The following is a 14129-nucleotide window of genomic DNA, read 5'->3' as shown; positions in this document are numbered from 1 at the left end:
AAAACTAAGACTAAAATGCCTTTATAACTGTTATAACTCTACGGAGGTCATCTATCGTAAGCTCCGTATGAATTGGTAAGCAAAGCACTTGCGCTGCAATTATATTTGCAACCGGCAAATTATCAGATGAAGATGACGTCAATTTTTTGTACATCGGAAAGGCGCTAATCAACGGATAAAAATAGCGCCGACTAAATATATTTACCTCTTTAAATCGCTCGTACAACTCGTCACGCGACACAGGAAATTCGTCAGTGACTAAAATTGGAAAGTACGAATTATTAGATCGTTCAAAAAAAATATCCTCTGTCAACTTTATCCCTTTTACATCTGACAGTTGGCCACGATAATACTCCGCAACGTCTTTTCTTTTATTCAAAACAGTATCAATCGTCTTCATTTGGAGCAATCCAAATGCTGCATTAATCTCACTCATTTTCCCGTTAATGCCTGGAGCTACTACTGTAACCTCATCAACAAAACCAAAATTTTTGAGCTGATCAATCTTTTTCTTTACCTCTTTGTTCCCGCTAACAATTGCACCGCCCTCGAATGTATTGAAAACTTTTGTAGCATGAAAGCTTAATACACTTAAATCTCCACGCCGCAACAGGCTTTTTCCGTCCTTATCTCTAACAGCAAAAGCATGCGCTGCATCATAAATAACCTTAAGGCCGTATTCATCAGCGATAGCTTCTATAGTATCCACATCGCATGCATGCCCATAACAATGCACAGGCATTATCGCAGTTGTCTCCGATGTTATTGCAGCTCTGATTTTCTGAGGATTCATATTCATGCTAATGGGGTCAATATCAACGAAAACCGGAGTAATACCATTCCAAAGCAAAGAGTGAGCTGTAGCCACGAAGGAATAAGGCGTGGTAATAACCTCCCCTTTTATGTCTAATGCTTGAAGCGCCGTTAATAAAGCGATGGTACCATTATTGAATAGAGATATATTTTCCACACCTAAATATTTACACAACTCTCGCTCCAACGCTTGATGCATCTCTCCGCCATTTGTCAGAATTTTACTGCTCCAAATCCTCTCTAGATAAGGATTGAACTCTGCAAGTAAAGGCAACGATGGTTGAGTTACATATATAGGCTTATTTTTCAAAGTACCTCCTTAAACACAAGAAAAATTGGAAACTGCGCTATTAATTTTCAACAATACTTTTGAAATTATTATTTCATCAATGTGTATTTTAATAGCATATGAACATTTGCCATAACCACTTCCTAACCCTCATTCCTCCAAAATCTTGTCCATTTCTTTACAGCTCCTTTCTAGACGGAGCCATCCTTCCCCCGCAAAGAACCGCCAGCAATAATACCGGTTTAGATCTCATCTGTAGATAGTTGGTTGAACATGCCCTCATTGCATGCAACACACGGGCAATATCGATGGAGCGGCGTGAGAGGCATCACCGCTACGACAGCTGAAAATAAGCATTTTCGAAAATCGGAAGCTTCTGACGCCTAGCCTTACCCAGAGCCTCGTCGTCCATGCCTTTGACGCTATACACTGCCTGCTCAAGGTGTATCCGACAGAATACTGAAAAGCAAAATACAGATCAGTTGGATAGAATCAATCCTTGCTGCTCGATAGCAGGGGAGGGGGGAGCGAATCATGCCGAGGGACTCGAGCAATGCACAGAAGGGGGGGGGAAAAGATGCAAGGCTTAGAAAGAGCTACCCAGCCAAGAAAATCGGCACATACCGAATGTAAATTTCGAGCCAACTTCCACAAAAGCTAATGGCGTCACCCGCTCCCACAGAATCCACGGATAACCGCCCCCTTCCCCGACAGGGTCAAAAGGGAAGATTATCGGGCTCTAGAGCATTCATTATTATCCTGGAGGATAACCTAATCTACCAGCCAAGAATTAAAGCTCTCGTGTCCCATCAAGTCCACTATTATCTTCTTAAAGCAGCAACAAGTAGTTCATACTCAGAGAGGAAAAACACTCATTACTCACTATCAACGTTTAACAGTACGTCCTTGGAATATAGATGCCAAAGCTGGACCAACGCACAGACCAACAATCAGTGCACCTATGATGAGCACTGATACGGGCAACTGCACCGTCGTCCACCCCAAAAAGGACACTGCAACGCTCCGTTGATTCTCTAGCACAAAAAACAGAACACTCAACGCGGTAGCCAAAACGATCAGAACAAGCACAACACGCTTAACTCCTAGCATGGAACATCCTCCTAAATATGCTCAAACCCCCTCCTCCTCATCCTCATTCACCCGATCCCGCAATTCCTTCCCCGGCTTGAAATGAGGCACAAATTTCCCATCCAGGCTCACCGACTGCCCAGTCTTAGGATTCCGCCCTACCCTTGGCGCGCGGTAGTGCAGGGAAAAACTCCCAAACCCACGAATCTCAATCCGATCCCCGGTAGCCAGGCACTGCGACATCTGTTCAAGCATGGTCTTGATAGCCAGCTCCACATCCTTGGATGAAAGCAGCCCTTGATGGGTGACAATTCGTTCGATCAACTCCGACTTCGTCATATTTTTCCCTTCTTTTTCAAGCAGCTAGGAAAAGCGCTTCGAAGGTTTTAGCATGACTTGATGAATTTGAACAGCCCATCTACCAACTTATCTGCCGTTTGAATAACACCCGCCATAAGCGACCCACACTCTCAATTGCAGATCACGAGCATGGTACGAGTGACCGCTCCTGCAGGGTTCCAACCGAACAAGTAATCACCCTCTTCGTCCTTGGCGTCGCTGGACCTGGTGATGACCTTATAGCCCTGCATCCTGCATTCGCGGGCGGCGCGTTTCTCGCACTTATCCCAGTTGTTGCCCAACCCCGAGCAATCGACCTCAATGCCGCTGACACCGCGCCTCGCGTGAGTTTTGGCGCTGGTAACGGAACAGCCTGCAAGCATTACCACTGCGAACACCACGATAAGCCTGTTCATCGAAATCCTTAAAAACACGGGAGCGCCTTTATCAATACTCTATTCAGCTCTGACACCAAGGCGTCTGCCTTGGTTCTTGCGTGTTGATTCAGCGAATTTCAGGCACAAAAAAGGGCGACCGAAGTCGCCCTTTTTAACAGCCTTACAGAACTTAGTTCTGTTTAGCCATTGCTTCGCGCAGCAGGGAGGCCATGGTGGTCTCGCCTGTTGCAGCTTCCGGAGCCGATTTCAGGCTCTGGATGGCTTCTTTCTCTTCCACTTCGTCTTTCGACTTGATGGAGAGTTGGATCACGCGGCTCTTGCGATCGACGCTGATGATCTTGGCTTCTACTTCCTGGCCTTCTTTCAGAACGTTGCGCGCGTCTTCAACGCGGTCACGGCTGATTTCGGAGGCTTTCAGAGTCGCTTCGATATCGTCGGCCAGAACGATGATGGCGCCTTTGGCGTCAACTTCTTTCACAGTGCCTTTAACGATTGCGCCTTTGTCGTTCTCTTGAACGTACTCGGAGAACGGATCGCTTTCCAGTTGCTTGATACCCAGGGAGATGCGCTCGCGCTCTGGGTCAACCGACAGGATAACGGTGTCCAGCTCGTCGCCCTTCTTGAAACGACGAACAGCTTCTTCGCCAACTTCGTTCCAGGAGATGTCGGACAGGTGAACCAGGCCGTCGATGCCGCCGTCCAGACCAATGAAGATACCGAAATCGGTGATCGACTTGATGGTGCCGGAGATTTTATCGCCCTTGTTGAACTGGCCAGAGAAATCTTCCCATGGGTTAGATTTGCACTGCTTGATGCCCAGGGAGATACGACGACGCTCTTCGTCGATGTCCAGGACCATGACTTCCACTTCGTCGCCGACTTGTACGACTTTCGAAGGGTGGATGTTCTTGTTGGTCCAGTCCATTTCGGAAACGTGTACCAGGCCTTCAACGCCTTCTTCCAGCTCAGCGAAGCAGCCGTAGTCGGTCAGGTTGGTAACACGTGCGGTGACGCGAGTGCTTTCTGGGTAACGGGCTTTGATAGCGACCCATGGATCTTCACCCAGTTGCTTCAGGCCCAGGGAAACACGGTTGCGCTCGCGATCGTATTTCAGAACCTTGACATCGATCTCGTCGCCAACATTGACGATTTCGGAAGGATGCTTGATACGCTTCCAAGCCATGTCGGTAATGTGCAGCAGGCCATCGACGCCACCCAGATCGACGAATGCGCCGTAATCGGTGAGGTTCTTGACGATACCTTTGACTTGTTGGCCTTCCTGCAGGGATTCCAGCAGAGCTTCACGCTCGGCGGAGTTCTCTGCTTCCAGGACGCTGCGACGGGAAACGACAACGTTGTTGCGCTTCTGGTCGAGTTTGATGACCTTGAATTCGAGTTCTTTGCCTTCCAGGTGCGTGGTGTCGCGCACAGGACGAACGTCGACCAAAGAACCTGGCAGGAACGCACGGATGCCGTTAACGTCGACAGTGAAGCCGCCTTTAACCTTACCGTTGATAACGCCCTTGACCACTTCTTCAGCTGCGAAGGCTGCTTCGAGAACAATCCAGCATTCAGCGCGCTTGGCTTTTTCACGGGACAGCTTGGTTTCACCGAAACCGTCTTCAACCGAGTCCAGAGCAACGTGAACTTCGTCACCGACATTGATTGTCAGATCACCAGCATCGTTGTAGAACTGTTCCAGCGGGATCAGAGCTTCAGACTTCAGACCAGCGTGAACGGTTACCCAGCGAGCTTGGTAATCGATATCAACGATAACACCGGTGATGATGGAGCCTGCCTGAAGGTTCAGGGTTTTTAGGCTTTCTTCAAAGAGTTCCGCAAAGCTTTCGCTCATTTTAATTCCTGTTGATAAGGGCGAAGAATACGCCCATCTCCACACCCCAGACGGTGTGGGTCAGTTTCAGTTAAAAGAAGCCACCGCAGGACTATGACTGGTCCCCTGCGGCCTTCTTGATCACCCGGCGATATCGCGAATGGCGATTTCACTCAAGATGCGTTCCAGCACCTGCTCGATGGACAACTCCGTGGAATCCAGCTGTATGGCATCAGCCGCCGGCTTGAGCGGGGCTACTGCGCGCTGGGTATCACGCTCATCGCGTGCACGGATCTCATCTAGCAGACTCGACAGACTAACACCATCGACTTTGCCCTTCAACTGCAAGTAGCGGCGGCGAGCCCGCTCCTCGGCGCTGGCGGTCAGGAAAATCTTCAGCGGCGCCTCGGGAAACACCACCGTGCCCATGTCGCGGCCATCGGCCACCAGCCCAGGCGGCTCCTGGAAAGCCCGCTGACGCTGCAACAGCGCATCACGCACCGCCGGCAGCGCGGCAACCTGGGAGGCCCAGGAGCCGACCTGCTCGTTACGCAGATCATCGGTCACATCGTCCCCTTCCAGGATGATGCGCTGGGGATGACCTTCCATCGCGCCGACGAACTGCACATCGAGGTGCGCAGCCAGCAGTTTCAGGGATTCTTCGTTGGTCAGGTCGACGCCATGGTTGCGTGCGGCAAACGCCAGCAGGCGGTACAACGCGCCGGAATCCAGCAGGCACCAGCCCAGGCGCTTGGCCAGGATGCCGGCGATCGTGCCTTTGCCCGAGCCGCTTGGCCCGTCGATGGTAATCACCGGTGCTTTGATATTCACAATTGAGCCTCTTGGGCAACACGGATGCCGACTTGGGCACACAGTGTAAGAAAGTTCGGAAAAGACGTAGCAACATTGGCGCAGTCATGGATACGAATCGGCGCAGCCGCCCGCAAGGAAGCCACACTGAAGGCCATGGCAATCCGGTGATCGCCATGGGCATGGACTTCACCACCACCCATCAGGCCACCGTCAATGATAATCCCATCGGCGGTCGGTTCACACTTCACCCCCAACACCTGCAGACCGTCGGCCATGACCTGGATACGGTCGGACTCCTTAACACGCAACTCTTCGGCGCCCCGCAAAATGGTCCGGCCTTCAGCGCAGGCGGCCGCGACGAACAACACCGGGAATTCATCAATAGCCAGGGGCACCAGCGCTTCTGGAATCTCGATACCCTTCAATACAGCTGCCCGCACCCGCAGGTCAGCGACAGGCTCGCCACCCACTTCGCGCGGGTTTTCCAAGGTGATATCGGCCCCCATCAACCGCAGGATATCGATCACCCCGGTGCGGGTCGGGTTGACGCCGACATGCTCCAGCAATAACTCGGAGCCCGCGGCAATCGAAGCCGCCACCAGGAAGAATGCCGAAGAGGAGATGTCCCCCGGCACTTCAATATGGGCAGCCGTCAGTACATGACCCGATTCCACCGATGCGGTAGCGCCTTCCACCGCAACCGGGTAACCAAAACCGCGCAACATACGCTCGGTATGGTCACGGGTCGGCGCAGGCTCGGTCACCGCAGTTTGACCTTCGGCATACAGCCCCGCCAGCAACAGGCACGATTTGACCTGGGCACTGGCCATCGGCATTACATAGCTCATGCCTTTGAGCGCCTGGCCGCCACGAATGGTCAGCGGCGGACGCCCTTCCGGCCCGGTCTCGATCACCGCACCCATGTCCCGCAATGGCTTGGCCACGCGGTTCATCGGGCGCTTGGACAGGGAAGCATCGCCGGTCAACACGCTGTCAAAGCGTTGTGCCGCCAACAAACCGGACAGCAGGCGCATGGACGTACCGGAATTGCCCAGGTAGATCGGCCCCGGCGCCGGCTTCAAGCCGTGCAAGCCCACACCATGAATGGTCACGCGCCCATGGTGCGGCCCTTCAATCACCACGCCCATGTCGCGAAACGCCTGCAGGGTCGCCAGGGCGTCTTCACCCTCAAGGAACCCTTCCACCTCCGTCACGCCCTCGGCCAACGAGCCGAGCATGATCGAGCGATGGGAGATCGACTTGTCACCCGGCACCCGGATACGCCCGCTCAAGCGGCCGCCCGGGTTGGCGAGGAAGGTCAGGTCATCGGCGTTCACAGCGGTTTCCATATAGGCCCGGCGAGCCAGGATCTTGCTGAAATGCTCACGCGCCACCCGCGCACGGGTGAACACGCCCAATAATTGATGGCCATCCCCGGCATCGACCGCGTCGCGCAACGCGTCGAGGTCACTGCGGAAGGTGTCCAGGGTGCGCAACACCGCTTCGCGATTGGCGAGAAAGATGTCGTGCCACATCACCGGATCGCTGCCGGCAATCCGCGTGAAATCGCGGAAGCCACCGGCGGCGTAACGGAAAATCTCGAGGTTTTCGTTGCGCTTGGCCAGGGAGTCCACCAGGCCGAATGCCAACAGATGGGGCAAATGGCTGGTCGCCGCCAGCACTTCGTCGTGGCGCTCGACCTGCATATGTTCCACATCCGCCCCCAGCTCACGCCAGAGACGATCCACCACCGCCAGCGCGGCCGGATCGGTTTGTTCCAGCGGCGTCAGGATCACTTTATGGCGGCGGAACAGCTGCGCATTGGACGCCTCCACCCCGCTCTGCTCGGAGCCGGCAATCGGATGGCCCGGCACAAAGCGCGACGGCATGCCACCAAAGGCCTGCTGCGCGGCCCGCACCACATTGCCCTTGGCACTGCCGACGTCCGTCAGGATCGCCTGGCCCAGGTCCATGCCGGCCAATACCGCCAGCAGTTTCTCCATGGCCAGGATCGGCACAGCGAGCTGGATGACGTCAGCTCCCTGACACGCCAGCGCCAGGTCCGCCTCGCAGCGATCCACCACACCCAACTCCACCGCCAGCTTGCGCGATTGCGGGTCCAGGTCCACACCGACTACTTCGCCGCACAGCCCGCTTTCGCGCAGGCCTTTGGCGAAGGAGCCACCGATCAAGCCCAGGCCGACCACCACCAGGCGACCGATCATAGGCACGGCAGGTTGCAATGCAGTGACATCAACCACGAGCCAGGACCTTGGCCAGCGCCTCCAGGAAGCGGCTGTTTTCAGCCGGCAAGCCGATGGTGATCCGCAGGTGGTTCGGCATGCCGTAGTTGGCCACCGGCCGCACGATCACACCTTCGCGCAGCAGCCCCTGGAATACCGGGGCAGCCACTTGACCAAGGTCGACACAGATGAAGTTGCCCTTGGAGGGAATCCAGCCCAGGCCCAACGCACGGAAGCCATCCTGCAACTGCAACATGCCGCTTGCGTTGATGCGGCGACCTTCTTCCAGGTACTCGGTATCCTTCACCGCCGCACAGGCTGCCGCCAGGGCGAGGCTGTTGACGTTGAACGGCTGGCGTACGCGGTTCAGTACATCGGCAACCACCGCAGTCGACAGGCCATAGCCGACCCGCAGCGACGCCAGGCCATAAGCCTTGGAGAAGGTGCGCGACACCAGCAGGTTCGGGTAGGCCGCCAGGAAATCCAGGCCGTCCGGCAGGTCGCTGCCTTCGGCGTACTCGATGTAGGCCTCGTCCAACACCACCAGTACATGCTCAGGCACGTCCTGCAGGAAGTCGTTAAGCGCCCGTGCATCGAACCAGGTGCCGGTCGGGTTGTTCGGGTTGGCGATAAACACGACGCGGGTCTGGGCGTCGATGGCGGTCAGCATGGCCGGCAGGTCATGACCCCAGTCCTTGGCAGGAATCACACGGGCGTCGGCACCGACCGCCTGGGTGACGATCGGGTAGACCGCAAACGCGTGCTCGCTGAACACGGCGTTCAGGCCCGGCGCCAGGTAGGCACGCCCGACCAGCTCGAGGATGTCATTGGAACCGTTGCCCAGGGTGACCTGGTTCAGCTCGACCCGGCATGTTTCTGCCAACAGGGACTTGAGGGCGAAGCCATTGCCGTCCGGGTAACGGGTCAGCTCGGCCAATTCTTCGCGAATCGCCGCCAATACCTTGGGGCTTGGGCCCAGTGGGTTCTCGTTACTCGCCAGCTTGACGATTTTGGAAGGATCCAGGTTCAACTCACGCGCCAGCTCGTCCACAGGCTTGCCCGGAACGTAAGGCGACAGTTGTTGCACGCCCGGCTGGGCCAGGACGAGGAAGTTGCCACTCATGTTAAAGCCTCACAAAACCGCTTTCGGGTAAGAGCCCAGCACCTTGAGTGCCACGGCTTCCTGACTGATCTTCTCCAGCACGCCCTTGACCAGCGGATCGCGGTGGTGGCCGATAAAGTCGATAAAGAACACGTAAGTCCATTTACCGCTGCGCGAAGGACGCGTCTCGATGCGCGTCAGGTCAATCCCGTTGTCGTGGAACGGCACCAGCAGCTCATGCAGCGCGCCGGGCTTGTTGCTCATGGAGACGATGATCGAAGTCTTGTCGTCGCCGGTCGGCGGCACTTCCTGGCTGCCGATCATCAGGAAACGCGTGGAGTTGTCCGGGCGATCCTCGATTTTCTCGGCCAGGCGCGTCAGGCCATACAGGCCTGCCGCCATATCACCGGCGATCGCCGCCGAATTCCATTCACCCTTGACCCGCTTGGCCGCTTCGGCGTTGCTGGACACCGCCACGCGCTCCACATTCGGGTAATGCGCATCCAGCCACTTGCGGCACTGGGCCAGGGACTGGGCGTGGGAATAGATGCGGCTGATGCTGTCGGTCTTGGTGTTCTCACCCACCAACAGGTGATGGTGGATGCGCAGCTCGACTTCGCCGCAGATCACCATGTCGTGCTCAAGGAAGCTGTCCAGCGTGTGGTTGACCGCGCCTTCGGTGGAGTTTTCCACCGGTACCACGCCAAAGTTCACCGCGCCGGCCGCCACTTCACGGAACACCTCGTCGATGGCCGCCATCGGCTTGCTGATCACCGCGTGGCCGAAGTGCTTCATGGCCGCCGCCTGGGTGAAGGTGCCTTCCGGGCCGAGGTAGGCCACTTTCAGCGGCTGCTCGAGCGCCAGGCACGACGACATGATTTCACGGAACAACCGCGCCATCTCTTCGTTGCCCAGCGGGCCCTTGTTACGCTCCATGACGCGCTTGAGCACCTGGGCTTCACGCTCCGGCCGGTAGAACACCGGCACTTCGCCCTCCGCCAGGGACGCCATCTTCACCCGTGCCACTTCCTGGGCGCAGCGCGCACGCTCACTGATCAGCTCCAGGACTTTCTCGTCCAGGCTGTCAATGCGTACACGCAGGGCCTTGAGTTCTTGTTCAGACATTAGCCGTGTTCCTTTTCGAACTCTGCCATGTAGGCAACCAGCGCGTTGATCGCATGGATGTCGACAGCGTTGTAGATGGAGGCGCGCATGCCGCCTACCGAACGGTGCCCCTTGAGGTTCAGCAGGCCACGGGCGTCGGCACCGGCCAGGAATGGCTTGTCCAGGCGGTCATCGGCCAGGCGGAACGGCACGTTCATCCAGGAGCGGTCGGTGAGGTTGATGGGGTTGCTGTACAGGCCACTGGCGTCGATGAAGTCGTACAGGGTGCGCTTCTTCTCTTCGTTGAGCTTGCCCATGGCAGCCACGCCGCCCTGCTCCTTCAGCCACTCGAACACCAGGCCCGACAGGTACCAGGCGAAGGCCGGCGGGGTGTTGTACATCGAGCCGTTGTCGGCCGCGACCTTGTAGTTGAGCATGGTCGGGCACAGCGAACGGGCGCGACCCAGTAGGTCCTCACGGACGATATTGACCAGGATGCCGCTCGGGCCGATGTTCTTCTGCGCACCGGCGTAGATCATGCCGTAGCGCGACACATCGATAGGCCGCGAGAGGATGTCCGAGGACATGTCGCACACCAGCGGAACGTCGCCGACTTCCGGCACCCAGTCGAACTCCAGGCCGCCAATGGTTTCGTTCGCGACGTAGTGCACGTAGGCCGCATCCTTGGACAGCTTCCATTCGTTCTGACCGGGAATGGCGAAGTAGTCGTAGGGCTTGGCGGTGCCGGCCACATTGACATGACCGTAGCGCGAGGCCTCTTCAATGGCCTTCTGCCCCCAGATGCCGGTGTCGATGTAGTCGGCCGTGCCGTCTTCCGGCAGCAGGTTCAGCGGGATCTGGGCGAACTGCTGGCTCGCGCCGCCTTGCAGGAACAGCACTTTGTAGTTGGATGGAATGTCGAGCAAGTCGCGCAGATCCTGCTCGGCCTTGGTGGCAATGGACACGAACTCATCGCTGCGATGGCTCATTTCCATCACGGAGAGGCCTTTTCCATGCCAGTCGAGGAGTTCACCCTGCGCACGCTGCAGGACTGCTTCAGGAAGCGCCGCGGGACCGGCACAGAAGTTATAGGCTCTCTTGCTCACATCCAATCTCACTCTGATCTGGTGGGGTGGTGCAATAAATCGGGTTTCAATACTTTCATAAGGGACAAACAACAAGGGGGCGAATCTTCATCCGCCCCCTGTGTGTCCGCTTATTCCTGCGGTTCTTCTTCGTCTGCGGCAGCATCGAGGGTTGGCTCGTCGACGCTGTCATCGCCGGTTGCGATCACCTCGCCTTCGAACTCCTCACCTTCCAGCTCTTCGCCTTCGACTTCCGATGGTTCCTGGACACGCTCCAGGCCGACCAGTTTTTCGTCCTTGGCCAGCTTGATCAAGGTCACACCCTGGGTGTTACGGCCCAGGCTCGACACTTCGGCCACACGGGTACGCACCAGGGTGCCCTGGTCGGAAATCAGCATGATTTCCTCGCCATCGAGCACCTGGACCGCGCCGACCAGACGGCCGTTGCGGTCGTTGCTGACCATGGCGATCACGCCCTGGCCGCCACGCTTGTACTCCGGGAACTCGCTGATGGCGGTGCGCTTGCCATAACCACGCTCGGAAGCGGTGAGGATCTGGCTGCCTTCTTCCGGGATCAGCATCGAAATCAGCTTCTGCCCTTCCGGCAGGCGCATGCCGCGCACACCGCGGGCGGTACGGCCCATGGCGCGAACGTCGGATTCCTTGAAGCGTGTCACTTTGCCGCCGTCGGAGAACAGCATGACTTCACGCTCGCCATCGGTGATGGCCGCGCTGATCAGTACGTCGCCTTCGTCCAGCTCCAGGGCGATCAGACCCACGCTGCGCTGGCGGCTGAAGGATTCCAGCGGGGTCTTCTTCACGGTGCCCTTGGCGGTGGCCATGAAGATGAAGTGACCTTCGGTGTATTCCTCGACCGGCAGCATGGTGGTGATGTATTCATCACTGTCCAGCGGCAGCAGGTTGACCAACGGACGACCACGGGCAGCACGGGAAGCTTCCGGGATTTCGTAGGTCTTGAGCCAGTACACCTTGCCCTTGCTGGAGAACAGCAACAGCGTGGTGTGGCTGTTGGCGACCAGCAGGTGAGCGATGTAGTCCTCATCCTTCACGCCGGTAGCCGATTTACCTTTACCGCCACGACGCTGGGCCTGGTACGCAGCCAATGGCTGGGTCTTGGCATAGCCACCGTGGGAGATGGTCACCACGCGCTCTTCTTCCGGGATCATGTCACCCAGGGTCAGGTCGAGGCGAGCATCGAGGATTTCGGTGCGGCGCACGTCGCCGTATTCGGCGCGGATCACTTCCAGTTCTTCGCGGATCACTTCCATCAGGCGCACGGCGCTGTTGAGGATGCGGATCAGCTCGCCGATCTGGTTGAGGATCTCCTGGTACTCGGCCAGCAGCTTCTCGTGTTCCAGGCCGGTCAGGCGGTGCAGGCGCAGTTCCAGGATGGCCTGGGCCTGTTCCGGCGACAGGAAGTACTTGCCATCGCGCAAGCCGTATTGCGGGTCCAGTGTCTCCGGGCGGCACGAGTCGGCACCGGCACGTTCAACCATCGCCACCACGGCGCTGGATTCCCATGGCATCTTGATCAGCGCTTCCTTGGCTTCCGACGGCGTCGGCGAGGCCTTGATCAGGGCGATGACCGGGTCGATGTTCGACAGCGCTACAGCCTGGCCTTCCAGGATGTGGCCGCGCTCGCGGGCCTTGCGCAGCTCGAACACGGTACGGCGGGTAACCACTTCGCGACGGTGACGTACGAAGGCTTCCAGCAGGTCCTTGAGGTTCAGGATGCGTGGGCGGCCGTCGATCAGTGCAACCACGTTGATACCAAACACGCTCTGCAGCTGGGTCTGGGCGTAGAGGTTGTTGAGGATCACCTCAGGCACTTCGCCACGACGCAGCTCGATCACCACGCGCATACCGTCTTTGTCGGATTCGTCGCGCAGCTCGGTGATGCCTTCGAGTTTCTTCTCTTTAACCAGCTCGGCGATCTTCTCGATCAGACGCGCCTTGTTCAGCTGGTACGGGAGCTCGGTGATGACGATCTGCTGGCGGCCACCGACCTTGTCGATGTCCTCGATGATCGAGCGGGCGCGCATGTAAATACGGCCGCGACCGGTGCGGTAGGCTTCGATGATGCCGGCGCGACCGTTGATGATCGCGGCGGTCGGGAAGTCCGGGCCCGGAATGTATTGCATCAGCTCATCGACGGTCAGCTCAGGGTTGTCGATGAGGGCCAGGCAACCGTCGATGACTTCACCGAGGTTGTGCGGCGGGATGTTGGTGGCCATGCCCACGGCGATACCGCTGGAACCGTTGACCAGCAGGTTGGGAATCTTGGTCGGCATGACCGCCGGGATCATTTCGGTGCCGTCGTAGTTCGGCACCCAGTCCACGGTTTCTTTATGCAGGTCGGCCAGCAGCTCGTGCGCCAGCTTGGTCATGCGCACTTCGGTGTATCGCATGGCCGCGGCGTTGTCGCCGTCGACCGAACCGAAGTTGCCCTGGCCGTCTACCAGCAGGTAGCGCAGGGAAAACGGCTGGGCCATCCGAACGATGGTGTCGTACACCGCAGTGTCGCCGTGAGGGTGATACTTACCGATCACGTCACCGACAACACGGGCAGATTTCTTGTACGGCTTGTTCCAGTCGTTACCCAGCTCGCTCATTGCGAACAGCACACGCCGGTGCACGGGCTTCAAGCCATCGCGCGCATCAGGCAGTGCCCGACCGACAATCACGCTCATCGCGTAGTCGAGGTAGGACTGTTTCAGCTCGTCTTCGATATTGACCGGGAGGATTTCTTTGGCCAGTTCGCCCATGAGAAGCCTGATTCCTTTTTCGGGTGAAACCTCGTCGCATCCATATGGGACGAACGAAGCTCGCCGTCGCCGGCACACTGCCTGACAACGACTTACGACAAATCAACGAGTTATGACACGGATCTGCACGTTATGGGCAACCCCTGGGGGCGGCCCTGGAAACCGCCGGATGTTATCACAATCGCCGCCACGCACCTATCCCCCTGATGCGCATGGAGACTAGTAATTTGACGG

Annotated in this window: 11 protein-coding genes; all 11 read right to left on the bottom strand. The window is 57.3% G+C overall.

Translation table 11 applies throughout. The annotated features are described in order from the left end of the window. Positions 1-10: 10 nt before the first annotated feature. The 11 genes from BM416_RS26465 to gyrA all read right to left on the bottom strand — a co-directional run bounded on the left by BM416_RS26465 (position 11) and on the right by gyrA (position 13895). The gene (locus BM416_RS26465) at positions 11-1123 is read right to left on the bottom strand and encodes a DegT/DnrJ/EryC1/StrS family aminotransferase (RefSeq protein ID WP_092489969.1); all 1113 of its coding nucleotides are present in this window, start codon (positions 1121-1123) and stop codon (positions 11-13) included. Between the two features lie 864 nt (positions 1124-1987). Further along, complete coding sequence (locus BM416_RS26460) at positions 1988-2212, bottom strand: lipopolysaccharide assembly protein LapA domain-containing protein (protein WP_092489968.1); 225 nt, start codon at positions 2210-2212, stop codon at positions 1988-1990. 21 nt (positions 2213-2233) lie between these two features. Beyond that, on the bottom strand, positions 2234-2530 hold the full coding sequence (ihfB, locus tag BM416_RS26455) for an integration host factor subunit beta (protein WP_003218804.1): 297 nt from the start codon (positions 2528-2530) through the stop codon (positions 2234-2236). Between the two features lie 131 nt (positions 2531-2661). Then, positions 2662-2946, bottom strand: a complete 285-nt coding sequence (locus tag BM416_RS26450; RefSeq protein ID WP_027604176.1) for a hypothetical protein — start codon at positions 2944-2946, stop codon at positions 2662-2664. A gap of 151 nt (positions 2947-3097) precedes the next feature. After that, positions 3098-4783, bottom strand: a complete 1686-nt coding sequence (gene rpsA / locus BM416_RS26445) for a 30S ribosomal protein S1 (protein ID WP_027604177.1) — start codon at positions 4781-4783, stop codon at positions 3098-3100. Positions 4784-4903: 120 nt separating this feature from the next. Next, positions 4904-5593 (bottom strand): (d)CMP kinase, encoded by a 690-nt coding sequence (cmk, locus tag BM416_RS26440; RefSeq protein ID WP_092489967.1) that lies wholly within the window; start codon positions 5591-5593, stop codon positions 4904-4906. Then, a complete protein-coding gene (locus tag BM416_RS26435) occupies positions 5590-7800 on the bottom strand; it encodes a bifunctional prephenate dehydrogenase/3-phosphoshikimate 1-carboxyvinyltransferase (RefSeq protein WP_256577593.1) in 2211 nt (736 codons plus the stop codon). Before BM416_RS26435 ends, cmk begins: the two co-directional genes overlap by 4 nt. Before the next feature lie 28 nt (positions 7801-7828). Continuing rightward, on the bottom strand, positions 7829-8941 hold the full coding sequence (gene hisC / locus BM416_RS26430) for a histidinol-phosphate transaminase (RefSeq protein WP_092489965.1): 1113 nt from the start codon (positions 8939-8941) through the stop codon (positions 7829-7831). Positions 8942-8950: 9 nt separating this feature from the next. Continuing rightward, positions 8951-10045 (bottom strand): prephenate dehydratase, encoded by a 1095-nt coding sequence (pheA, locus tag BM416_RS26425; protein ID WP_003172650.1) that lies wholly within the window; start codon positions 10043-10045, stop codon positions 8951-8953. Further along, positions 10045-11130, bottom strand: a complete 1086-nt coding sequence (gene serC, locus BM416_RS26420) for a 3-phosphoserine/phosphohydroxythreonine transaminase (RefSeq protein ID WP_065939348.1) — start codon at positions 11128-11130, stop codon at positions 10045-10047. The genes pheA and serC overlap by 1 nt, the downstream gene beginning before the upstream one ends. A gap of 110 nt (positions 11131-11240) precedes the next feature. Beyond that, positions 11241-13895: a DNA gyrase subunit A gene (gene gyrA, locus BM416_RS26415; protein WP_027604181.1), complete on the bottom strand. Its 2655-nt coding sequence runs from the start codon at positions 13893-13895 to the stop codon at positions 11241-11243. Positions 13896-14129: the final 234 nt, after the last annotated feature.

Source organism: Pseudomonas sp. NFACC42-2 (genome assembly GCF_900116055.1).
Lineage (GTDB): Bacteria > Pseudomonadota > Gammaproteobacteria > Pseudomonadales > Pseudomonadaceae > Aquipseudomonas > Aquipseudomonas marginalis.
This window is presented reverse-complemented; position numbering and strand designations above follow the sequence as displayed.

What these genes read in the sequence shown, in the direction of transcription:
- pheA (WP_003172650.1), bottom strand. Translation starts at nt 10,045, where the DNA reads ATGTCTGAACAAGAACTCAAGGCCCTGCGTGTACGCATTGACAGCCTG.
- BM416_RS26460 (WP_092489968.1), bottom strand. Translation starts at nt 2,212, where the DNA reads ATGCTAGGAGTTAAGCGTGTTGTGCTTGTTCTGATCGTTTTGGCTACC.
- BM416_RS26450 (WP_027604176.1), bottom strand. Translation starts at nt 2,946, where the DNA reads ATGAACAGGCTTATCGTGGTGTTCGCAGTGGTAATGCTTGCAGGCTGT.
- ihfB (WP_003218804.1), bottom strand. Translation starts at nt 2,530, where the DNA reads ATGACGAAGTCGGAGTTGATCGAACGAATTGTCACCCATCAAGGGCTG.
- gyrA (WP_027604181.1), bottom strand. Translation starts at nt 13,895, where the DNA reads ATGGGCGAACTGGCCAAAGAAATCCTCCCGGTCAATATCGAAGACGAG.
- rpsA (WP_027604177.1), bottom strand. Translation starts at nt 4,783, where the DNA reads ATGAGCGAAAGCTTTGCGGAACTCTTTGAAGAAAGCCTAAAAACCCTG.
- BM416_RS26435 (WP_256577593.1), bottom strand. Translation starts at nt 7,800, where the DNA reads ATGATCGGTCGCCTGGTGGTGGTCGGCCTGGGCTTGATCGGTGGCTCC.
- hisC (WP_092489965.1), bottom strand. Translation starts at nt 8,941, where the DNA reads ATGAGTGGCAACTTCCTCGTCCTGGCCCAGCCGGGCGTGCAACAACTG.